The 22,495-nt window shown below is 63.9% G+C and carries 19 protein-coding genes and 1 tRNA gene; 13 read left to right on the plus strand and 7 right to left on the minus strand.

Features of this window, described 5'->3' with window-relative positions; all coding sequences use genetic code 11:
• Nucleotides 1–290 precede the first annotated feature (290 nt).
• From MIN45_RS07780 to MIN45_RS07835, 12 genes are all read left to right on the plus strand, one after another.
• Nucleotides 291–3,083, plus strand: a complete 2,793-nt coding sequence (locus MIN45_RS07780; RefSeq protein ID WP_286291394.1) for a cytochrome C — start codon at nt 291–293, stop codon at nt 3,081–3,083.
• Nucleotides 3,084–3,194: 111 nt separating this feature from the next.
• On the plus strand, nt 3,195–3,419 hold the full coding sequence (locus tag MIN45_RS07785; RefSeq protein ID WP_286291395.1) for a hypothetical protein: 225 nt from the start codon (nt 3,195–3,197) through the stop codon (nt 3,417–3,419).
• A 7-nt stretch (nt 3,420–3,426) separates the two neighbouring features.
• Nucleotides 3,427–4,683: a hypothetical protein gene (locus MIN45_RS07790; protein ID WP_286291396.1), complete on the plus strand. Its 1,257-nt coding sequence runs from the start codon at nt 3,427–3,429 to the stop codon at nt 4,681–4,683.
• Complete coding sequence (locus MIN45_RS07795; RefSeq protein WP_286291397.1) at nt 4,665–5,255, plus strand: hypothetical protein; 591 nt, start codon at nt 4,665–4,667, stop codon at nt 5,253–5,255. The genes MIN45_RS07790 and MIN45_RS07795 overlap by 19 nt, the downstream gene beginning before the upstream one ends.
• Nucleotides 5,252–6,211, plus strand: coding sequence for a cytochrome c3 family protein (locus MIN45_RS07800; RefSeq protein ID WP_286291398.1), 960 nt, complete (start codon nt 5,252–5,254; stop codon nt 6,209–6,211). The genes MIN45_RS07795 and MIN45_RS07800 overlap by 4 nt, the downstream gene beginning before the upstream one ends.
• Nucleotides 6,208–7,077 (plus strand): hypothetical protein, encoded by an 870-nt coding sequence (locus MIN45_RS07805; protein ID WP_286291399.1) that lies wholly within the window; start codon nt 6,208–6,210, stop codon nt 7,075–7,077. Before MIN45_RS07800 ends, MIN45_RS07805 begins: the two co-directional genes overlap by 4 nt.
• 10 nt (nt 7,078–7,087) lie before the next feature.
• On the plus strand, nt 7,088–8,119 hold the full coding sequence (locus MIN45_RS07810; RefSeq protein WP_286291400.1) for a 4Fe-4S binding protein: 1,032 nt from the start codon (nt 7,088–7,090) through the stop codon (nt 8,117–8,119).
• The gene (locus MIN45_RS07815; RefSeq protein WP_286291401.1) at nt 8,101–10,977 is read left to right on the plus strand and encodes a diflavin oxidoreductase; all 2,877 of its coding nucleotides are present in this window, start codon (nt 8,101–8,103) and stop codon (nt 10,975–10,977) included. The genes MIN45_RS07810 and MIN45_RS07815 overlap by 19 nt, the downstream gene beginning before the upstream one ends.
• Entirely contained in the window at nt 10,967–11,749 is a 783-nt protein-coding gene (locus tag MIN45_RS07820) for a hypothetical protein (RefSeq protein WP_286291403.1), read from the plus strand. Before MIN45_RS07815 ends, MIN45_RS07820 begins: the two co-directional genes overlap by 11 nt.
• A complete protein-coding gene (locus MIN45_RS07825) occupies nt 11,749–14,385 on the plus strand; it encodes an NHL repeat-containing protein (RefSeq protein WP_286291405.1) in 2,637 nt (878 codons plus the stop codon). Before MIN45_RS07820 ends, MIN45_RS07825 begins: the two co-directional genes overlap by 1 nt.
• A 43-nt stretch (nt 14,386–14,428) precedes the next feature.
• A complete protein-coding gene (locus MIN45_RS07830; RefSeq protein WP_286291407.1) occupies nt 14,429–15,016 on the plus strand; it encodes an adenine nucleotide alpha hydrolase family protein in 588 nt (195 codons plus the stop codon).
• Complete coding sequence (locus tag MIN45_RS07835) at nt 15,013–16,305, plus strand: matrixin family metalloprotease (protein ID WP_286291408.1); 1,293 nt, start codon at nt 15,013–15,015, stop codon at nt 16,303–16,305. Before MIN45_RS07830 ends, MIN45_RS07835 begins: the two co-directional genes overlap by 4 nt.
• Before the next feature lie 2 nt (nt 16,306–16,307).
• On the opposite strand, the gene ccmB is transcribed toward MIN45_RS07835, so the two are convergent.
• The 4 genes from ccmB to rplM form a co-directional block, all read right to left on the minus strand.
• A complete protein-coding gene (ccmB, locus tag MIN45_RS07840) occupies nt 16,308–16,988 on the minus strand; it encodes a heme exporter protein CcmB (protein ID WP_286291409.1) in 681 nt (226 codons plus the stop codon).
• A gap of 50 nt (nt 16,989–17,038) precedes the next feature.
• Nucleotides 17,039–17,112: transfer RNA gene (locus MIN45_RS07845), tRNA-Gln, on the minus strand.
• A gap of 11 nt (nt 17,113–17,123) precedes the next feature.
• Complete coding sequence (rpsI, locus tag MIN45_RS07850) at nt 17,124–17,519, minus strand: 30S ribosomal protein S9 (RefSeq protein WP_286291410.1); 396 nt, start codon at nt 17,517–17,519, stop codon at nt 17,124–17,126.
• A gap of 10 nt (nt 17,520–17,529) precedes the next feature.
• Nucleotides 17,530–17,958, minus strand: coding sequence for a 50S ribosomal protein L13 (gene rplM / locus MIN45_RS07855; RefSeq protein ID WP_286291411.1), 429 nt, complete (start codon nt 17,956–17,958; stop codon nt 17,530–17,532).
• Between the two features lie 165 nt (nt 17,959–18,123).
• Here rplM and MIN45_RS07860 point away from each other — a divergent pair, with 165 nt between their 5' ends.
• Entirely contained in the window at nt 18,124–19,506 is a 1,383-nt protein-coding gene (locus MIN45_RS07860) for a KamA family radical SAM protein (protein WP_286291412.1), read from the plus strand.
• Here the strand turns inward: MIN45_RS07860 and MIN45_RS07865 are convergent.
• From MIN45_RS07865 to nadB, 3 genes are read right to left on the minus strand one after another with little or no spacing between them, the layout of a single operon-like run.
• On the minus strand, nt 19,476–20,306 hold the full coding sequence (locus MIN45_RS07865; RefSeq protein ID WP_286291413.1) for a formate dehydrogenase accessory sulfurtransferase FdhD: 831 nt from the start codon (nt 20,304–20,306) through the stop codon (nt 19,476–19,478). The two genes, MIN45_RS07860 and MIN45_RS07865, sit on opposite strands and share 31 nt — an antisense overlap.
• Entirely contained in the window at nt 20,293–20,868 is a 576-nt protein-coding gene (gene mobA / locus MIN45_RS07870; RefSeq protein WP_286291414.1) for a molybdenum cofactor guanylyltransferase MobA, read from the minus strand. Before mobA ends, MIN45_RS07865 begins: the two co-directional genes overlap by 14 nt.
• Entirely contained in the window at nt 20,865–22,463 is a 1,599-nt protein-coding gene (nadB, locus tag MIN45_RS07875; protein WP_286291415.1) for an L-aspartate oxidase, read from the minus strand. The genes mobA and nadB overlap by 4 nt, the downstream gene beginning before the upstream one ends.
• Nucleotides 22,464–22,495: the final 32 nt, after the last annotated feature.

A 22,495-nucleotide genomic window follows, 5' to 3' on the forward strand; every position in this document is an offset into this window, starting at 1 on the left:
TTCGAGTGTTGTGGAAAACTTACCGAGTAATAAGGCAAATTACACGCCACGGAAAAACATCAGGAAATCCAGCTACTTGCAAAGGTGCGACGTGCTCTTATGCGGCATATGCCGCATATTTGCGGCATATGCCGCATTTTATGTTCCCGCGCATCCACCGGCACGATCTGCAATCTGTTTGAATTCAATGGGTAAGCAATATTGGACCGGATTTTGCTAAATGCAGGAGACCAGGTCGTAGCCGCTTTATCGGCCATCCATCGCAAAGCAAACCTTGAATGAGGGGGAACATGAAAAAACGATATGTGTGGCTTCTGCTCGGGCTCGGATTCGGCCCGGCACAGGCCAAGGTCAACTGGATCGACAAACCGGTGGAGCATCCGGCGATCCCCTTGCTGGACGAGAACGGGAAGCATGTGCTCGAAAGCGGCATGCCCTACAGCCCAAGAAAGAGCTGCGCTGGATCCGGTTGTCACGATTACGACAAGATCACCTCCGCCTACCACTTCGAAATGGGGCGGGACGAGGCGCGCGACGATTTCGGCAAGTTCAGTCCTTTCCTGGGGGCCAAATCCCTGGTCAGCCCCGGTTGGTTCGGGGGCTTCAACTGCATGGGGGGCAGCATCCCCACCTTCCTGGCCAACAAGAGCAACGGTTATAAGGAAATGATCCGGGACTACGGGGCGGCCGGTTTCATCGGTTGTTCCAGTTGCCATGCCGGTGGCGGTTTCGGCGAGAAGGACCGGGAAGGCATCCGCTATACCGATCGCGATCCGGCTACGATTCCCTTGTGGGATGGCGACTACTACAACCGCGGCACCGACGAGAACAACCAGAAGACCGACAAAAGCGTGGTGGCCAAGTGGGACTGGCACAAGAGCGGCCTTCTGGAGGCCGATTGCATGTGGTGCCACATGAGTCCCGACGAGGTGAAACTGCCTGACGAGCGCATGTCCCTGAGCCGTGGCATCATTGGCGCCTACCGCAACGCCCGGCGCGAGTTCATCAGCGGCGGCTGGTTTCGCTACGCTGCCAACACCGCCTGGGAATTCGTTCCCACTGTCGACGGCAAGCAGCTCCTGACCATCGAGCGGGATTGGAGCGAGGACGGAAAAAGCTACGAGCTCAAAACCGGAGAGGACGGCAATCCGGTGATTCACTGGAATCCGGAAGCCTTCGACGAGAACGGCCGTATCCACGTCAAGATGCTGCGCTTCCCGGAGAGCGACAACTGCATGTCCTGTCACGTAACTAGCAACTCCCGCCGCGGTTTCTACGGTTATGGCGACAACGCCCGCATGGAGCTGGGCGAGGACGGCACCCTGGTGGAGGATTACCAGGACGACGTCCACAAGGACAAGGACCTGGGCGAGTACTGGCACGGCGAATCGCGCATCATGGACAACTGCAATGTCTGCCACAGCCGCGCCTACCTCAAGACCCGCCATGAGAACGTGAATCTGGACCAGGATCACAATTTCATGAAGGGCAACTCGGATATGGACATCCGCAACGACCTGGACTTCTCCGCCGACCTTCGCACCTGCGAATACTGTCACGTGGAGGGCAGGAACCCGCGCGGCGAGCCGGCGGTGATTCCGTCCGGTCAGGACAGCCTGCTGGCGGCCCACCTGGAGCGCTGGAAGAACAGCGGCTACATGACCGGCTACAGTCAGCAAAGCCTGAACCGGGTGGTGCAGACCCACTTCAACGTCCTCAATTGCCAGACCTGCCACATCACCGGCAAAAAGGGACGGGGTGGCAGGCCGTTGCAGATCATGTACCGCTACCGGGACGATGTGGACGGCAAGCGCAAGATCGTCCCCTACAACCCGCGCCTGCGCTATCTGTGGATCGACACCACCACCGGGTGGGCGTTGACCCGCTACGAGCGCGGCCTGGTCACCAAACAGCAAGTGGATGAGAACGGCGAACCGATCAAGGACGGCCGCAACTTCGTTTTCGATATCGTCGATCCGGAGACCGGCGAGAAGCTGCCGGGTACGGTGTTGGGGCGCGTCTCCCATGGCAGCCTGCGGATTGGAGATCCGACGGACGCCGACGGTTACCGCTCTCTCAAGCGCGCCTATGACAAGCTGATGCAGATGCGTCACGGGCCACAATTGAACGGCCGCAACCCGGATGTGAAATTGGTGTGGTTGGAATCCAACGAGTACATCATCTCCCACAACGTCCGTCCGGCGGCCGATTCGGTTCCCTGCGGCGACTGCCACGCCCGGAAACAGGACGGTTCCTACAGCTCGCTGCTGAAGGAAGACGGCATCCTGGGATCGGGAAACAGCAAGTATGTGGCCACGCTGCCGGATCCGAAGCTGGTGGAAGAAGGCGTGGTGGTGCTGGGAATGCCCTACATGCGCATCGACGGCGACGGCGCCATTTATGAAAACGAAAAGGACATTCTGTTCACTACCCTGGCGAATCCGTTCATGACCGTCAACGACGCGCCGGAAAGCCGCTTCTTCGGTGGTTTCCTGCGGAAGATGCCGTTGAAGCGGGTGACGGGGTTGAGCGGCCTGCCGCCGGAAACGGTCAGACAGTACGGTCAGCGCTATGGCGAAGACACGCCGCTGTATGCCCTGGTGCCTCGTTATGGCAAGGACACCCTGCGCAAGACCATCGTCGCCCTGCCGGTCAACACCGTGACCGACGCTTTGGCGCCGAAGTGGCGCGCCGAGCTGTTGCTGTTCCCGCGTTCGGCCCAGCTCACCGACCTGCTGCACAGCCGCGGCTTCGGTGACCTGGCCTCCGATGTGATCCACGTCAGCATGCTGGACGATCACAAGCGGGCCATAACCGATCTGTTCGGCAACCGGTTGATCGTGAAGCTGCCTTACCGCGGCAGGGCCGGAAACGTCAACGGCATCGAGGTGCTGATGTCGGTGGACGGCCGGGAAATCCACCGCATCGATCCGCAGGACATCGTCGACTTCGTGCCGGCGACCCAGGCGAGTGGAGAACGGCTGCCAGGCTCCCAGGTATCCAACCCGGACCTGGATGTGGAGGATGGCTACGTGATCTTCCTGGCCGACCAGCCCGGCTTCTTTGCAGTGGTCGATCGTTGAGAGAAGGGGGGAAGAAAACCTTCTGCTTCCCCCCGGTTGAACGCCCTTGTTCAGAACTGCCTTGATTTCAGGGGCCCCCACGCGGGGTCCCTCCTTTTGCGGAGGAGAAAAATGCTGAAAACACTTTGGTTCAAAACGGTTCCCTGGCTGGCCGGCGTTGGAATCGCCGGCGGCCAGGCGGGGCTGGCGACCCGCTGTACGGTTCCCCAGCAGGGCCTCTGCTCCGGCTGCGGCAGTTGCGCGGTGGTGGCAGCTTCCCTGGTGACCTGGGCGGTGATGGCCAAGAAACGCCGCGGCGGGGATTTTTACACCGTGACCACGGAAGAAAGCCGCTGAAGTTGCGATGCGCCGCCTTCTGGTCCTGGTCGGGATGTTTCTTTGTGGCGGCGCCGGGGCGGCGGGTCTGAGCGCCATGCTGGAAAGCAAGTTTCAGGTGGACAACCGTTTCAACACCAGCCCACGGATCCTGGGAGAGATATGGGGCGATGCGGAGCTGCTCGAGCCAGGCCGCTGGCGTGCCCACGCCTCCTGGGCCGGCCGCCTTTCCAGCCTCAGCGACGACAGCGGCGGCCGCCTGTATCAGGCCTTCTGGGAAGGATTGTGGCCCAGATTCCAGGGGGCATTGCGGCTGGGGCGGTTCCAGCGCGCCGATCTGGCCGGGTTTTACCTGTTGGACGGCGGTCAGTTGGATTATCGGTTAAAGGGGTGGCAGGTTCAGTGGTACGGCGGCCGGCCGCTGCGCCTCGATCACGTGCGCAGCATCGAAGGCGATTCGGTATTCGGCGTCACCCTGGAGCGCGACGAAGCAAAAGACCGCTGCTGGCGGGGATTCTGTTGGCGGGGTTACCGGACGGTGTTCGCTTATCAGGCGTTCCGCAATCACCGGTTGTCCCGCCGTCTCCAGGGCACCGCTTCGGTACGGGGAAACCGGGGAGAACGGCAGGCTTGGGAAGCGGCCCTGAGCGCCACCTACCGTTTCGACCGTCGCCGCTTCGAGGATGTCTGGTTCAACGGCTTCATCGACCTGACGCCGGCCTTGCGCTTTCGCACCAATTACGAGTACTACCGGCCCCGCTCGCCGTTTCCCACCTTTCGAGAACGCTTCGTCAGCGCCTACGCCCTGGGAGAGCAGAGTTTGTTCCGCGCCGAACTGCACCACCGCCCCCGGCCGTCCCTTCATTATTACCTGGGGGGACAGCGGGCCACCAAGGCGGACGGTTTCGACGGTTACGGCCTGATCGGCGGGGGGGATTACCGCTGGCGCGACACCGTTTTCGCGCTGCGTTACGATTTTCTGGAAATCGGTTACGACCGCGCCCACAGCGGCTACGGCCAGATCCGCCATGCCTTCAGCTCCCGTTTGGAAGCGTGGATCAACGGCGCCGTCCGGCGGGAGGAGAAATGGCTTTACGGCGTCAACTGGGTTCGGGGCGGGGAGGCCGGTTTCCGTTACCACATCGGCAGCGGTTGGACGGTGCAAACCAGCCTGTCCTACATCGCTAACAGCCGGCGCCGCGACGATTACGTCGGCGCGGTGCGGGTGATCTACTACCTCGACCGTTTTCAGCCCAAGGGGAAGCCATGCGTCTGGTCCTGTTGATGCTGTTGCTGTGCTGGTTGGGCGGGCAGGCCGCCGAAACCGCCAGGGAAAAGCGCTGGTGGGAGAAGCGGGAGGCGCGCAAGCCGGACATCTACTTTCCCCACAACGTCCACATGGCGGTCATGAAGCAGGAAGGGGACATGTGCATGCTGTGTCATTCGTTCCAGAAGACCGACGAGAAGGATCTCAAGCTGCTGAAAGACCTGAGCGCGGTGGTCAACGAACCCCTCAAGGCGGTGTGTCACGACTGCCACGTGGTGGAACGGCGGGCGCCGTGGCGCTGCGAGCTGTGTCATCCCGACAAGACCAGGATCTGGCCGGCCGATCACAATTTCGGCTATGTCCAGCATCACGCCACCGCCGCCCGGCGCGACGAGAACGCCTGCCGCGAGTGCCATTTGGAGCTGTCCTTCTGCACCGACTGCCATTTCCGCCGCGAGATCTCCGGTACCGGTTACCACCCCCTCGGCTACCTCACCCTGCACGGCATGGAGGCACGCACCATGCCCGCCAACTGCGGCCGCTGCCACAACAATTTCTACTGTGACAATTGCCACCGGAGGCGGCGATGAGATTCGGGTGGCTGGTGATCATGCTGCTATTGGCCGCAGGCGTGGCGGCGGCCAAGGGACGGGATGTCTCTTTGGCGCGCAATCAAGTGCTCCTGACCGAACGCCATGAAGGCTGGGGCAAATCCCGCTGTCAGGCCTGCCACGTGCTGTCGCTGATTCATAAAAACGCCCCGCATATCCGCGGCATCGTGCGGAACAAGGGGTTTGACACCTGCACGGGTTGCCACGGTGACAACGGCGCCGCCGCCAAGCGTCCCTGCCTGGTGTGTCACAATGATCGTGATCTGCCGTTGTCCCCGCTTCAAACCGGCGCCCATACCCACGATTTCGACCGCCTTGCCGACCGCCCCTTGACCGATCAGGACTGTCTGGTCTGTCATCAGGCGGCCGATATGGACGGGGTGTGGGAACGGAACGTGGATCTGACGCGGATTCCCGACGCCACCGGCCTGGCCGATCCCTACCGCCACGAATCCGAGTTCTGCCTGCGCTGCCACAACCGCGACCATCAGCAGCCCGGTTTCGCGCTGCGCGCTTTCGATTACCGCGATCCCTTGATCGCCATCGAGGAAGACTGGCGCCATATCGACACCCACGGCTACCCCAGGGGCAGCGGCCAGCGCACCTACGCCGGCCTGCGCCCCCCTTACCGCTATCCGGCGGTGCTCGCCTGCACCGAGTGTCACGCCATGCACGGCACCGAAAATCCCAAGCTGATCATCGACGACAGCCGCAAAGGCGCTTTCCTGCTCCCATTCCGCGATGCGGGGATTCCGGTGCGGGTGTTCAGCGACATCGGCGATTATTCCCAGTTGTGCGTGTTGTGCCACCAGATGGAAACGCCGGTGGAAGACGCCCTGATCGATACCGGCAACGGCTTGTATGGCGTGCATCAGGTCGGCGCCAACTGCACCTTGTGTCACACCCACGGACGTGCGGCCCAGGTGGGATTATGAGACGGTTTCTCTGGGGGCTTGCGCTGATGGTGGCTTCCGTGGCGGCGGAAAAGCCCAAGGTGCCGCCGTTGCATCATCTGGTGGATATCCGTGTGCCGGATTCCATGCAGGTCGATCCTGCGCTGCCGCTTCCCGCCGACCGCAAGCTCACCTGTCCGGTATGCCACGGCATCAAGGACATCGACAAAAAGGATTTCGACAAGGTGGACAAGGACGATCCCAATTTTCTCCGCGGCGGTCCCTACCGGGATCTGACCCGGTTCTGTTTCCGCTGCCACGATCAGGAAAGCCACCAGCGCCCCAACATCCACGCCATGCTGGACGACAAAGGCGGGATCAGGAAGGACCACTGTCTCTATTGCCACGAGAAGGCGCCTGAACGCGACCGCCGCTACCGCCTGGAGGAGGTCAAGCTGCGGGCGCCGCCGGACAAGCTGTGCTGGGGGTGCCATCTCAAGACGCCCCACCTCAACGCCCTCGAGCATCAGGTGAAACCTTCGAAAAAGGTGAAAAAACAGCGGAAAACGTTCCTCCGTGATCATCCGGAGGCGATCCTGCCTTTGACCAGCGACGGGCGGGTGACCTGCATCACCTGTCATACCCCCCATCCGCCGGGGGTGATCCGCAAGGATCTGCCGGCGGCCCATCAGGTGGCCGGCGCCAAGGTGGAGAAAGGGCCGGTTTACGGCGACAGCCCGTGGGAAAAGACCCTCGCCGAGGACAAGGGGGCGCGGCTCGCCGAGCTGAGCCGCAAATACGGGCGGCCGCTGACGTTCCGTTATCGCCAGATTCGGAAGGAGGCCCTGTTGCGCCTGCCCGCCAAGGACGGGCAGCTGTGCGGGGCCTGCCACGTGTTCGATCAATGAGGAGGTCGTGATGAGAACCTTATCCGTCTGGCGCCGCTGGCAGGCGGTGCCGAAAATGCAGAAATTCCGTTATGGCGTCATCGCCGCATCCTGTCTCGCTTTCCTTGGGCCGCTGGCGTTTCTGCCCCAACTGGTGGGCAACAAGGACCTGTGCGGGGTGCTGTGCATGCGCCGCTTCTATCTCTATTTTCCCGGCATGAGCTTCGAGGATCTGTGGATGCACGTGTCGGTGGCCTGGATCGGGGTCATCGCCTTCTTCACCATCATCACCGTGACCTTTTTCTTCGGCCGCATCTGGTGTTCCTTCCTCTGTCCTGTGGGCGGCTTCAGCGAGCTGGTCAGCCGCGCCTTGGGGGAACGCTGGAAGATCGATTATCGCTTTCTGCCGCAGGTGCCGATCCGCTACGGTTATCTGGCCGCCTACCTGGTGCTGTTGCCCATGGCGGGGGTGAGCGCCTGCACCCTGTGCAACTTCGTCACCGTGCCCCGCTTCGTCTCGGCCCTCACGGGAGGGGCCGCCGGGCTGGCTTTCATCTTCTCCACCATCGGCCTGGCGAATCTGGCCATGTTGCTGCTGTTGGGTTTCTTTTCCGAGAAGGGACGGGCCTATTGCCAGCTCATGTGTCCCATCGGCGCTATCGACGCCTTGGTCAACCGCCTGGGAGCCAAGTTGCGCATGACCTACCACATCCGGGTCGAGCGCAGCCGCTGCACCGGTTGCAACGAGTGCGCCAAGGCCTGCATGTGCGGGGCCATCAAGATGGTGGACCGCATCGCCACCGTGGACCAGACTTCCTGCATGTCCTGTCACGACTGCGTCGATCATTGCGAATGGCACGCCATCGAATGGACGCCGGGACCGCGCCAGAAGACGCCCAAGCGGGTCAAGCAGGGGATTCAGATCTTCCCCGAGCCCCAGTGGCAAGCTTTCGCTCCCAAAAGCTCCGTGGGAACGGTGGACTGGAGCCGTCTGGTCAATGGCCTGATCATCACCTTTTTGTTGTCTTTCATCGCCATCACTTCATGGTCCAACTGGTTCTGATCTTCACCGCCCTGTGGGCCGCCGGCGCGGCGGCCCTGGAGCGCCATGCCGACCCGGACGGCTGTCTGAGCTGTCACAGCCTGCCAGGGTTGGAATATTTCGATGACCAGGGGGTGCGGCGCACCGCCACCATCCTGAAGGAAGCCTATTACGGCTCCCTGCACGGCAGCGTCCCTTGTCGCGACTGTCACCGTAAGATCCGCGACTATCCCCACGATCCCAAGAACGGCTATGTGGATTGCTCGGCCAGCTGCCACGTGGAGGAGCCTTCGGAGGGCAAGCGCTTCAGTCACAAGGACATCGTGGAGGAATTCAAAAAATCGGTCCACGGCATGGGCAAGAAGGCCGGCTGGACCAAGGATTTTCATGGCGGCAACCGCCTCGAGGAAGTCGAAAACCAACAAAATCCTTCCTGCCGCTATTGCCATTACAACGAGCCTTACATCCCTCCCCACCGCCTGGCCCAGTTCATGGAGGCGTTCGGCCACGTGGACACGGAATGCGGCAGTTGTCATCAGGGGGAGGTCTGGCGCGATCAGTTCGGCGGCCACATCCTGCGCCGCCTCATCGGCAACCACTATTCCAAGAACGACGCCAACGCCCTGTGCGTCTGTTGCCACGGCGACCACAAGAAGATGAAGGCGGCGAAGATCCGCGATCTGGAAACCGGCGAGATGAAACCGGCCGCGCCGCGTTTCGTCTTCGCCGTGGACAGCTACGCCAAGTTCCTGCATGCCCGCCTGCTGGAAGTGGGGGTGGAGGACGGCGCGTCCTGCATCGACTGCCATGCGCCGGAAGACGAGGGCTTCCGCCACGGCATCCTGTCCCACCGCGATCCCAAGGCCAGCACCCATCCGGACCATCTGGCCGACACCTGCGGCCAGTCCGGTTGCCACGGCGACTACGCCAAAAATCCCCTGAACCGCGGCTTTCTGCTCACCGACATGCACGATATGGCCTGGGTGCCGCTGGATCGGATCCGGAAGGCCGGCTTCGATCTCGAGGTGGTGAAGGATTCTCCCTGGTGGACGGTGGTCTGGATTTTGGGGCCGCTGGCGGCGCTGTTCCTGGTGGGCCAGGCGCTGTGGTGGCTGTGGGAGAACAGGGACGAGGCGGTGCCGATCCTCGGCGGGGGGAAATTCCGCACCATCATGCTGGAGATGCCCGCGCCCCCCGCCTGGTGGCGGCGTTTGTTGGGATCCGAGGAGGAAGCCGCCTCCCTGGAACCGGGCGGGGATCTCGATGACCATCTGGTCATCCTCTACGGCTCCCAGACCGGCAACGCCGAAGGGGTGGCCGAACAGCTGTTCCATTTGGCCGAACGCTGGCAGCTGCCGGTCCGGCTCATCGACATGGCCGAGCTGGAGCCGAAGGAACTGGCGCGTTTTCAGTATCTGTTCGTCCTCACCAGCACCCAGGGGGAAGGGGAACCGCCCCTCAATGCCCAGAACCTGCACCGTTATCTGAAGGAACTTTCCGAAAAAAGCCACGAAAAGCCGCTGTTGCCGCACCTGCACTATGCGGTCTTCGGCCTCGGCGACAGCAGCTATACCTACTTCTGCCAGTGCGGCAAGGATTTCGACGCCTTCCTGGAAAAGCTGGGCGGCGAACGGGTGCTGCCGCGGGTGGACGCCGACGTGGATTACGAGGAGCCTGCGGCCGAATGGCTGGCCAAGGTGATCGAGATCTACCGTAAGCTGAGCGGCCACGAAGGGGTCGAGCCGCCGCCAGAGAAAGCCCCGGCGGAGAGTGGTTATGGCAAGCAGCGCCCCTATCCGGCGCCGGTATTGGTCAACCGCAACCTCAACGGCCCTGGTTCGGCCAAGGAAACCCGCCATATCGAATTCTCCCTGGAAGGCAGCGGGCTGAGCTACGAACCGGGGGACGTGCTGGGGGTGTATCCCACCAACCCGCCGGCCTACGTGGAGGACCTGCTCCGGGTGTTGGGGTGGAGCGGCTATGAGGAAGTGGAGCTGTCGGGGGAGCGTCTGAGCCTTAGGGAGGCTTTCTTCAGCCGTTTGGACATCACCTCTCTGACCCGGCCGCTGCTGGAGAAATACGCCGAGGCCAGCGGCGCCGAACTTCAGCCCCTGTTGGCCGACGCCAAGGCGCTGGAGGACTATCTCTGGGGGCGGCAGTTGATCGATCTGGTGGAGGACTATCCGCCGAAGCTGGATCCCCAGGCCTTCGTCGCCCTGCTGCGCAAGCTGCCGCCACGGCTGTATTCCATTTCCTCCAGCCCCCGCATGCATCCCGGCCAGGTCCATCTGACCGTGGGCGTGGTGCGTTACCACAGCCACGGCCGCGACCGCGAAGGGATCTGTTCCAATTACCTGGCCCGGCGCCGGCCGGGGGAGACGGCGCTGGCGTTCGTCCAGGTCAACGACCATTTCCGCCTGCCCCAAGACGGCAGCGCCGATGTCATCATGGTGGGATCGGGAACCGGTATCGCCCCGTTCCGCGCCTTCCTGGAGGAGCGGGAGGCCAGCGGCGCTGCGGGCCGCAATTGGCTGTTCTTCGGCGATCAGCATCAGGCCACCGATTTCCTCTATGCCGAGGAGTTGGAAGACAAGCGCAAGCGGGGTGTGCTCACCCGCCTGTCGCTGGCCTTCTCCCGCGATCAGGAGCGGCGCATTTACGTCCAGCACCGGATGCAGGAGGAGGCGGTCGAGCTGTACGCCTGGCTGGAAGGCGGTGCCTACTTCTATGTCTGTGGCGATGCCTCGCGGATGGCCAAGGACGTCCACTGCACCCTGGTGGAGATCCTCATGGGCCAGGGAGGGCTGAGCGAGGAAAAGGCCGAGGCGTATCTCAAAACGATGGAACAGGAAGGCAGGTATCAGCGGGATGTCTATTAAGCGTTGGATCGGCTTCGTTGTCCTGGGATTGGCCTGGGGCGCAGCCCAGGCGCAGCCCGACTATATCCAGGCGGTGGAACAGGCCCGCCCCGATCCGGAAACCCTGGCCAAGGCGCGGGAAAAGGTGAAAAAGCACAAGGCTCTGAAGATCCGCGACGATATCGATGCCAAGCTGCCGCATTTTCACCGCCGTACGGAAAAGAAGGTGACGCAAGGAGAGACCTTTTGCCAGATCTGCCATCTGCCGTTGCCCCATCAAAAGTCGGTGCGCACCCGCGCCTTCCTGAACATGCACAGCCGCTTCGTCGCCTGCGCCACCTGCCACTACCGGCCCCAAGGCAAGGCGCTGGACTACCTTTGGCTCGACTACCGCAGCGGCAGGGCGGTGGCGGGGGAAGGACGGCTGCGTACCGGCACCGACACCCCCGCCAGCCAGCCCCTCGACGGTTGGGTGAAGATCGCCCCCTTCGTGGAGAATGAGCCGGTGGTGCCGCTGCCGCAGGATCCGTGGGCGGAGGCGACCGCCCGTCGCTGGCGGGAGAGCGGTCTGGAACAGCGGGCCGAGCTTCAGGCCCGGTTGCATCTGCCGCTGGAAGAGCAGGGGCCCAAGTGCAGCGACTGTCATCAGGAGGAACGGCCGTTGCTGGACCTGGAGCGCCTGGGCGTTTCCAGAGAACAGGCCCGTCTGGTCTATCGCCACATGATTCCGCAGTTCTTCGGCCGCTATCGGGACCAAGATCAGAAGATCCGCATCATCGACATCACCCAGTGATGAGAACCATCCTGCTGTTGCTCCTGTGGTTGCCTCTCGCCCCGGCCCTGGCCGCGCCGTGGCCGCAGGTAACGAAACGCGCCGTGGTCGGCCGTCTGCCGCAACCGGCGGCGGTGGCGGCATCTTCCCGGGCGTTGGCGGCCCTGGATGCGGAAGGACGGCTGTGGCGCTGGCCCGTCGGAGGCGGCGGCAAACCCGCGGTAAAGGAATACGGCTTCGACCGCCCTTTGGGGCTGGCGCCTTTGGAAGGCGGCTGGCTGGTGGCCGACACCGGCCACGGACGCCTGGTCTGGGTGGGTGGCGACGGGGCGGTAAAGCGGCAGTGGCCGTTGACGCTGCCTTGCCTGGAGGCGGAAACCCCCTGCACGCCCAAGACGCCCCGGCCGGTTTCGGTGGCGGCGGTCGCCAACGAACTGGTCTGGAGCGACCGCAATCATTTGTTGTGCCGCATCGACCGGGACGTCGGCGCGCTGCAGGGTTGTGTCGGCGGTTACGGGCGCATGGAAGGGCAGTTCCAGTATCCCTTTCAGATCGCCGTCGATGAGAGCGGTTTCCTGTTGGTGGCCGACGTGCTGGGAGGACGGGTGCAGATGTTCGACCGCAAGGGACGGTATTTCGCCCAGTTCGGCCGCTTCGGCATCGCGGAAGGGGAACTGTACCGCCCCAACGGCGTCGCCCTCGATCCACAGCACGGGCTGGCTTTCGTCAGCGACGCCTATTTCGGCGCCATCGCCGTGTTCCATCAGGGAGAGCCGCTGGGGCGGCTGGAAGACGCCAGCGGCCGCCCTGTCATCCTCGATACCCCCAGCAATCTGTTTTACCGCGATGGAAAACTCTACGCCGCCGAAACCGGCGCCGACCGGATCGTCGTTCTCGATTTGGCCTTTAGCGAACGGGAACCGCCCGCCTTTTCCGCCTCCGGTCTTTCCGTGTCGCAGAAGGATTGCCTGCTGTGCCATCTGGAGTTCGCCAAAGAGGCGCCGTTGGAAATCAGAGGGCCTGACGAGCTGGGGCAGTTGCCGGTGGCCCGGTTCCGGATGTGCTACAGCTGCCATCATGGCCCGGTGGTGGATTCCCGTATGATCATTCGCGCCGGGGCCCAGCACCCGACCCTCTACGATCCCGAATTGAAGCGGAAGAAACGCCCCTGGCCGCGGGAGGACGAGCTGCCGGACGTGTTCCCGATCACCGAGGAACACCAGCTCACCTGCACCAGTTGCCATACGCCCCATACCGCCGAGATCGAAGGGACGACTCTGTATCCCGATCACAAAAACCCCTGGTTGCGGGTTCCCAACCCCGAGGGGCGGTTGTGCGAACGCTGTCACGAATCCAAGGCCAAGGGGGCGCGCGATCCCGACGATTCCCATCACGGCGTCAATCATCCCCTGGGAATCAGGTTGCGGCCATCGCCTTACAAAGGCGCGCCGGGGTATCCTGCCGATCCGGGTTTGACCCACGGCCTGCCCGACAGCTTGCGGAAGGCCGGCGGCATGCTGGGCCCGGACGACACTCTGGCATGCCAGAGTTGCCATCAGATCCACGGTGGCGTCAGCGACGATCTGTTGTTGCTCGACGATGACCGGGGGCAGCTCTGCCGCCAGTGCCATAGACGCCAGTTCAGCCGTAGTAAAAGGGAAGCCCGTCGCAAAGGGGTCCATCCCGTCAACGTCAAGCCGGAGGAAAAGATCCTTCGCGGCGGCAAACGGGTTCGTTTCGTCACCTGCGGCAGCTGCCACCCGGTCCACGACGGCAAGCCGCAAACGCCGATGCTGCTGAAACCCGCCGAATCCCTATGCCAGGACTGCCACCCGCGCCAGCACGCCAAGGACAAGGACGACGCCCGCCGGAAGGGAGTGCACCCGGTCAATGTGACGCTGGAGGAACCGGTCACCATCGCCGGACAGCGTTGGAAAAAAGTCGGTTGCCTGACCTGTCATGCGGTTCACCGGGGTCGTCCCAATACCCCTGCGCTGGTGGAGGATCATCACGACGGCCGGTTGTGCCGCCACTGCCATGAAGACAATAGCCCGGTGCTGGGCAGCGATCACGATCTTCGCATCACCGCCAAGGACAGCCGCAACCACTTCGACGAAACCCCGGCCCAGGCCGGCCTGTGCGGCGCTTGCCACACCTTGCACCGGGGCAAGGGCAAGTGGCCTTATCTTTATGCGGCCAAGATCGTCGGCCATCCGCAAAAGCCCGCTGAGGACGGCGATAGCACGCCATTTCGGCGCGACCAGCTATGCCTCAACTGCCATCAGGATCATCCCCAGGCGGTGGCTAAGGATAAGGTGGTGAAGTTTTTCAGCCATCCCCACAAGGACATCGTGCTGCGATCCGAGCCCGACAGGATACCGCTGCTCGATGCCAGGGAGCAGGACAGCGAAACCGGTGCCATCGGCTGTACCACTTGCCACGATCCTCACGTCTGGACCCCCAGGCACCGTCAGGCGAAGCGCCCGCCGCTGGCGGCCAACCGCAAGAACCTGGAGGGCGACCCCCACTCCAGCTTTCTGCGCCAGCTGCAGCCGCAGAAGACCTTCTGCCTGGGATGCCACGGTCTGGAAGTGCGGGAAAAGTACAAGTACTTCCACGACGATTTCGTCCGCGGGGTGGTCGATTATCTGCGATAATCCCGGCTATCTGACTCCTGCGGGAAGGAGGCGAGCGATGGGAATGCGATGGTTGGTTGGGTTCTGGTTCCTGTGGCTGCAGGTTGCGGCGGCCACGTCGGTGCGGGAGGCCGGTCTGGACGAGATGCTGCGCAACTCGGAGCTGGTGTTCCGGGGGCAGGTGAGCGGCAGCGAAATCCGGGATGACGGCCCAAGACCCTATACCCGCGTCACCTTCCGGGTCGAGGCGATCATCAAGGGCGATTACGACGGCGATACCTTGAGCCTGGATTTTGCCGGTGCCCCTGCCCGCGGCCTGCGGGTGGATGAGATGCGCTATCCCCAGCCGGGGGAGCGGGGCATCTATTTCGTCGAATCCCTCCGGCGCCGCCAGGCCAATCCCCTCTACGGCTGGTCCCAGGGGCATTTCAGGATCGTGGTGCGGAACGGCCGCGCCGTGGTGGTCGGCGGCGACGGCAAGCCGGTGGTGGCGGTGACCGGGTCGCCCAAGGGAGAGAATGGCGCCAGGTGGGCTTTGAGCCGGGGGGTTCCCAAAGGGGTGCGCACCGAAAGCCGGGCCTGGGACAGGGGGCTGACGCCGGTACAGTTCGAAGACCTATTGCGTCAGCGCCTGGAGGCGCTGCAGCCATGAGGCTGTTTTGCTTCCTTGTCCTGTACGGCGTTGCCGCCACCAGCTTCGCCTATCAATTCATGGGCGGGCGCTGGCCGCAGCCTGAGACCACCATACGGTTCGATCTGGTGGATACCCAGGGACGGGATCGCGCCCCCAGTGGCACGCGCTGGAACGACGGCTTCCGGGAGGCCATGGAACGGTGGAATCGCAGCACCGGTTTTACGTTCCATGCCGATGAAGGGACGGCGCCGGATCCGTGCCGCAGCGACGGTCAAAGCGGAGCCGGTTTCCGGGTGGATGATTGCGGTTTCGTCTTCGGCCGCACCACCCTGGCGATCACCTATACCCAGACCCGTGCGGGCCTGATCGAGGAAGCCGATATCGTTTTCAACGGCACCCTGGACTGGGACATCTATTCGGGCCCCCTGCGCCGCCGTGAGGATTTCGTCCGGGTCGCCACCCACGAGCTGGGTCATGTTCTGGGGCTGGATCACGAGGACAGCGGGGTCCCCTCAATCATGACCTCGCTGGTGAGCGATCTGGAATTCCCCCAGAAAGACGACATGGACGGCGTGGCCGTTTTGTACGACGTCCCCAGTCCGCAGCCCGAGGCATGCCGCCGGCAGGTCGCGATCCTTTTGAATCAGCCTGTGGAAGGCCGCTTCGAGCCGTCAGATTGTCAGCGGCGCTTTCTCGCCGACTCACCCTTCGACAGCGACGACAGCTTCGTGGATCTGTACCGCTTCCAGCTGCCGGTGACGGCGCTGGTGGTGGTGCAGCTGGCGTCTGACACGGCAGATTCTTATCTCGAACTGTACGACCGCGAGCGTCAGAAGCTGATCGCTTGGGATGATGACAGCGGCACAGGTCTCGATGCCATGCTTTATGCTCGCTTGGAACCGGGGGAGTACCTGATCCAGGCCAATACCGCCTTGTCCTGGGCGCAAACCGGCGACTACCGGTTGCAGGTGCGTGTGAATCTGGACCAGCCGTCGGCGGCCCGGTTGACGGACGATTGGAATATCGTCATCGACGCGGTGGAGGTCGACGGCGGGTTGCTTCACGGTGAGCTGTTGTCCTATGTCAATCCGCTCGATCCGGAGGGGCTCTACTGGCGCCTGGGAAACATCGCCGCCGGTGGCGCATCGGGCCGCGGCGGCGTGGTGTATTTCCCGGGGAGCAGAAACGTGATTTTCAATCCCATAGACGCCTTAGGGCGGCATTACGATGCCGTGCTGCGGCCTTATGTCAATCCTGCAGATCCCACAGGCTGGTACTGGCGGCTGGAGTCGGCCTGGCCGCGCTAGCGTCAGCTCAAGCTGATGCGGATGGCGGCGGCGATGGCCAACGGCGCCAGGGTCGAGGCCAGTGCCAGCAGGGCGGCGAGGAAATACAGCTGCCCTGAGATCGGCAGGCCGGCGGCGGCGGCGCCGACGGCCCCGGTGGCGAAAATCAGCACCGGAATGTAGAGGGGCAGCACCAGCAAGGTCAGCAGCACGCCGCCGCGGCGCAGTCCCACCGTCAGGGCGGTGCCGACGGCGCCGATCAGGCTCAGCAGCGGGGTGCCCAGGGCCAGGGTGGCCAGCAGCGCCAGGGTGGCGGGCTGGGACAGGGACAGCAGCAGCGCCAGCACCGGGGCCAGCAGCAACATCGGCAGGCCGCTGACCAGCCAGTGGGCCAGAACCTTGGCGGTGACCAGCCAGGGCAGGGGATGGGGGCTGAGGGCCAGTTGTTCCAGAGTGCCGTCGGCGAAATCGGTCTTGAACAGGTTCTCCAGGGAGAACAGCGCCGACAGCAGGGCGGCGATCCAGATGATGCCGGGGGCGATGGTGCGCAGGATCTCCGGTTCCGGGCTGATCCCCAAGGGATAGAGGCTGACGATCATCAGGAAGAACAGCGGGGGGTTGAGCAGCTCGCCCCGGTGGCGGAAGGCCAGGATCAGGTCGCGTTTGAGCAGGGTCCAGAAGGCCGATAGCGGAGAGCTCAGCATGGTTTTCCCGTCGCCATGAAAAAGCCGCCCTGTACGGGCGGCTTCCGGGTTGGCTGGGGGACCAGGATTCGAACCTGGGTAAACGGAGTCAGAGTCCGTTGTCCTGCCGCTAGACGATCCCCCAAGAAATCGGTATCAGCGTTTGGAGTACTGCGGCCGTTTGCGGGCTTTGTGCAGACCCACCTTCTTGCGTTCCACCTTGCGGGCGTCCCGGGTCAGATGACCGGCTTTGCGCAGCGGGGAACGCAGGGTTTCGTCGTAATCGACCAGGGCGCGGGCGATGCCGTGGCGGATCGCGCCGGCCTGTCCGGTCGGACCGCTGCCCTTGACCGTAATCATGATATCGAATTTTTCGGTCATTTCAACACATTCCAGCGGCTGGCGCACGATCATGCAGTCGGTCTTGCGGCCGAAATAGACGTCCAGCGGCTTCTGGTTGACGGTGATCTGACCGGAGCCCGGCTTCAGGAAGACACGGGCGACGGAACTCTTGCGACGGCCGGTGCCGTAGTGATATTGGGTTTGTGCCATGATCGGTTGCTTACAGTTCCAGAACTTTGGGTTGTTGGGCGTGATGGTTGTGCTGCGAGCCGGCGTAAACCTTGAGCTTGCGGAACATCGCCCGGCCGAGCGGATTCTTCGGCAGCATGCCGCGGACCGCATTCTCGATGATGCGCTCGGGATGCGTGGCGCGCTGTTTGCCGAGGGTGATCGATTTGATACCGCCGGGATAGCCGCTGTGGCGGTAGTAGACTTTCCTTTCTTCCTTGCGGCCGGTCACCTTCACCTTCTCGGCGTTGATGACGATGATGTAGTCGCCGGTGTCCACGTGGGGGGTGTATTCGGGCTTGTGCTTGCCCCGCAGGCGGCGGGCGATCTCGGCGGCCAGACGCCCCAACGTCTTTCCTTCGGCATCGATGACGTACCAGTCGCGTTTCACTTCGTGGGGTTTGGCGCTAAAGGTCTTCATGATTCTCCTTGCGAACTTCCGATTTGGGGCTGATCTGAAACGGTGAATTCTAGAGGATAGCCGGATTCCATGCAAGACCTGTCGTGCACAACGGTGGATTTTCCGCCGACGGGGCCATGTTATACTCCATGGCTTTCCCGATTCAACCAGCCACACAAGCGTCCCATGCCACACTCCAGCGCGACCAAAGCTTTCCCCCGGATGCAGCCGGGCCCCCGTTTCGAGGTTTATACCCTAGCGGATCTGGAGAAGGGGACGATCCCCCATCTCCAGTCCCTGTCACCGCAACAGCGCCTCGCCATGCGGGCGGTGGCTCACGTCCTGCCGTTCCGGGTCAACCGTTACGTGATCGAGGAGCTCATCGACTGGGACCGGGTGCCGGACGATCCCCTGTTCCAGCTCACCTTCCCGCAGCCCGGGATGCTGGCTCCCGACGACCTAGCGGCGATGACGGATCTGCTGCAACGTCAGGCGCCGGCGGGCGAGATCAGGGCCAGGGTGCAGAAAATCCGCGCCCGTCTCAATCCTCACCCGGCCGGACAGCTGGCGCTGAACCGCCCCCGTGACGCCGAGGGCAATCCCATAGGCGGCCTGCAGCACAAATATCGGGAGACGGTGCTGTTCTTCCCCAGCCAGGGGCAGACCTGTCACAGCTACTGCACCTTCTGCTTCCGCTGGGCTCAGTTCATCGGCGACAAGTCGCTGCGCATGGCCTCCCGCGAGGCGGGGGTGTTGCACGATTACCTGCGCCGTCACCGGGAAGTGACCGATCTGTTGATTACCGGCGGCGACCCCCTGGTGATGAAGACCCGTCATCTGGCCGATTATCTGGAGCCGTTGCTGGCGCCGGAATTCGCACACATCCGCACCCTCCGCATCGGCACCAAGTCCCTGAGCTTCTGGCCCCACCGCTATCTGAGCGACGAGGACGCCGACGACCTGCTGCGGCTGCTGGAAAGGCTGGTCGCCGGCGGCAAGCACGTGGCCCTCATGGCCCATTACAACCACTGGCGCGAGCTGGAGACCCCGGCGGCGCGCCGGGCCATCGCCCGGGTGCGGGAGACCGGCGCGGTGATCCGCGCCCAGGGGCCCTTGATCGCCCACGTCAACGACGATCCCGGTGTCTGGGCAAGGCTGTGGCAGACCCAGGTGAGTTTAGGCATCGTGCCTTATTACATGTTCGTGGAGCGCGACACCGGGGCGCGTCACTATTTCGAGGCGCCGCTGGCGCGCTGCTGGGAGATTTACCGTCAGGCGCTGCAGCAGGTTTCCGGTCTGGGGCGTACCGCCCGCGGTCCCAGCATGAGCGCCACGCCCGGCAAGGTGGATATCCAGGGCGTGACGGAGATCGCCGGGGAAAAGGTCTTCGTGCTGCGCTTCATCCAGGGGCGCAATCCCGACTGGGTCCAGCGGCCCTTCTTCGCCCGCTTCGACCCTAAGGCCACCTGGCTCGATCAGCTCAGGCCCGCCTTCGGCGAGGAGAAGTTCTTCTTCGAGGACGAGTTGGCGGCGATGCTTCAGGCCGACCGCCGCGGTGGGGCGTCGTAAACCAGCCGTTCCCGGCCGTGGTACACCAGGAAATGGTGTCCCCGGGCTCGGGCGATCAGGACGATGCCGGCCCGGCGGGCCATTTCCAGGCCCATCTGGGTGACCCCGGAGCGCGACAGCAGCACCGGGATGCCCATCTGCGCCGCCTTGATGCTCATCTCCGAGGTCAGGCGTCCGGTGGTGTAGAAAATCTTGTCGCCGCCGTCGATGCCGTTGAGCCACATGTGACCGGCGATGGCGTCGACGGCGTTGTGGCGGCCCACGTCCTCGCAGAAGAACAGGATCTCTCCTTTCGGGGAACACAGGGCGCAGCCGTGGACGGCGCCGGCCTGTTTGTAGACTGCGTTGTGGGCCTTGAGATTGGCCAGCAGGCGGTAGAGGACCGACTGGCGCACTGGCGGCGGCTGCAGGCGGATCTTCTCCAGGCGTTCCTGCAGCCGACCGTAGACCGTCCCCTGACCACAGCCGGTGGTGACCGTGCGCTTCCCCAGCAGCGCCAGTTTGTCCGGATCGGTGCCGTGGCGGGTGACCACGGCGGCCGCCTCCACTTCCCAGTCCACCTGCACTGCCTTGATCTCGGCGATGTCGTCCACCAGACCCTGATTGCGCAGGTAGCCCAGGGTCAGCAGTTCCGGTTCGGTGCCCAGGGTCATCAGGGTGACGATTTCATGCTTGTCCAGATAGACGGTCAAGGGCCGTTCGGCGGCGACGGCCTTTTCCACCGGACGGCCGTATTCGTCGTGGGCGGTGACGGGCAGGGCGGCGGCCAGGCCGCTGTCGCTCAGTTCAAGGCGCGCCATGGAAGTCTTCGGGGGTGTTGACGTTGAGGAAGGCGTCGGGATGGTCGCTGCAGTCCACCGCCGTCCACCGATGGCGCCCGGCCCAGCGATCGATCTTGTGGTGCCCGGCGGCGAGCCAGGCGGCCAGATCGTCGGCCAGATGGGTGCGCAGGGCCATGACCACCGGGTGCAGCCGCTGTCCGTCGTGGGCGATGGCGATGTCGTGGCCGTCGTCCAGCGCCGCCGGCAGGCGCGCCAGCAGCGTGGCGGAGAGCCGGGGGCTGTCGCAGGGGACCACCAGCAGGCAAGGGGTCCTGGCCCGCCCCAGGGCGGCGAGGATACCGGCCAGGGGCCCCTGGAAATCGGGCAGTGAATCGGGGACGACCGGGTGGCCGAAGCGGCGGTAATCCGCCAGATTGCGGTTGGCGTTGATGAGAATTTCGCCGCACACCGGTTCCAGCGCCTGCAGGGCATAGCGGATCAGGGGCCGGCCGCGGTACTCAAGCAATCCCTTGTCGATGCCGCCCAGCCGCCGGGCTCTGCCGCCAGCCAGGACCACGCCGGTGATCTGCTCGCGCGTCATGGGGCAGGGGGCGTCAGGACGGTGTTGCGGGGCGGATCCTTGGGGCGGGGATAGTCGAGGGTGTAGTGCAGCCCGCGGCTTTCCTTGCGCGTCATGGCGCTTCTGACGATCAGTTCGGCGGCGATGATGAGGTTGCGCAGCTCCAACAGATCGCTGGTGACGCGGAAGTGGCCGTAGTAGTCGGCGATCTCCTGTTTGAGCAGTTCCACCCGCCTAAGGGCCCGCTGCAGACGCTTGTCGGTGCGGACGATGCCGACGTAGTCCCACATGAAGCGGCGGATCTCGTCCCAGTTGTGGCTCACCACCACTTCCTCGTCGGAATCGGTGACCTGGGATTCGTCCCAGGCCGGCAGCGGCGGCGGGGCAGGCAGGTCGTCGAGATGGTCGCGCAGGTCTTCGGCCGCCAGCTCGGAGAACACCAGGCATTCCAGCAGCGAGTTGCTGGCCATGCGGTTGGCACCGTGCAGTCCGGTGCAGGCGGTTTCCCCCACCGCGTACAGGCCGGGGATGTCGGTACGCCCGCGGGCGTCTGTGACCACCCCGCCGCAGGTGTAGTGGGCCGCGGGCACCACCGGGATCGGTTCCCGGGTGATGTCGATGCCGAATGCCAGGCAGCGCCGGTAGATGGTGGGAAAGTGGTCGCGGATGAAGCCCGCCGGCTTGTGGGAGATGTCGAGATAGACGCAGTCGATCCCGAGGCGCTTCATCTCGTGGTCGATGGCGCGGGCGACGATGTCGCGCGGCGCCAGTTCGGCGCGGGGGTCGAAGCGGTCCATGAACGGGGTGCCGTCGGGCAGCAGCAGCCGGGCCCCCTCGCCGCGCAGGGCCTCGGAGATCAGGAACGAGCGCGCTTGGGGGTGATACAGGCAGGTGGGATGGAACTGCATGAATTCCATGTTGGCCACCCGGCAGCCGGCGCGCCAGGCCATGGCGATGCCGTCGCCGGTGGCGGTGTCCGGATTGCTGGTGTAGAGATAGACCTTGGCTGCTCCACCGGTGGCCAATACCACCGTTCGGGCCCCGAAAGTCCGCACCTTGCGGGCGTTGCGGTCGAGCACATAGGCGCCCACCACCCGCTGCGGCGCGCGGTCGAGCTTGGCGGTGGTGATGAGGTCGATGGCGTTGTGGTATTCGTAAAGGTCGATGTTGGGGTGGGCTTTGGCCCGGGCCAGCAGCGAGGTCTCCACCGCCTTGCCGGTAGCGTCGGCGGCATGGACCACGCGGCGGTGGCTGTGGCCGCCCTCCCGGGTCAGATGCAGGTGGCGGCCGCCGTCTTCGGCTTCCACTTCGGTGAAGGTGACGCCCTGATCCAGCAGCCACTGGATCGCCGCCTTGCCGCGGGAGACCACCAGGCGCACGATCTCCGGGTCGCACAGGCCGGCGCCGGCCTCCAGGGTGTCTTGGATGTGGGATTCGACCGAATCTTCGGCGTCCACCACCGCGGAAATGCCGCCCTGGGCGTAGAAGGTGCTGCACTCGGACATTTCCGCCTTGGCGAGGACGGCCACCCGGGCGCGATCGGCAAGGCGCAGGGCGACGCCGAGGCCGGCGGCACCGCTGCCGATGATGAGGACGTCGTGATAAGCGTGTGTCATGGGCTATTTATAACAGAATCCGCCTGCGGTGG

This window comes from Methylomarinovum tepidoasis, assembly GCF_030294985.1.
Taxonomy (GTDB): Bacteria; Pseudomonadota; Gammaproteobacteria; order Methylococcales; family Methylothermaceae; genus Methylohalobius; species Methylohalobius tepidoasis.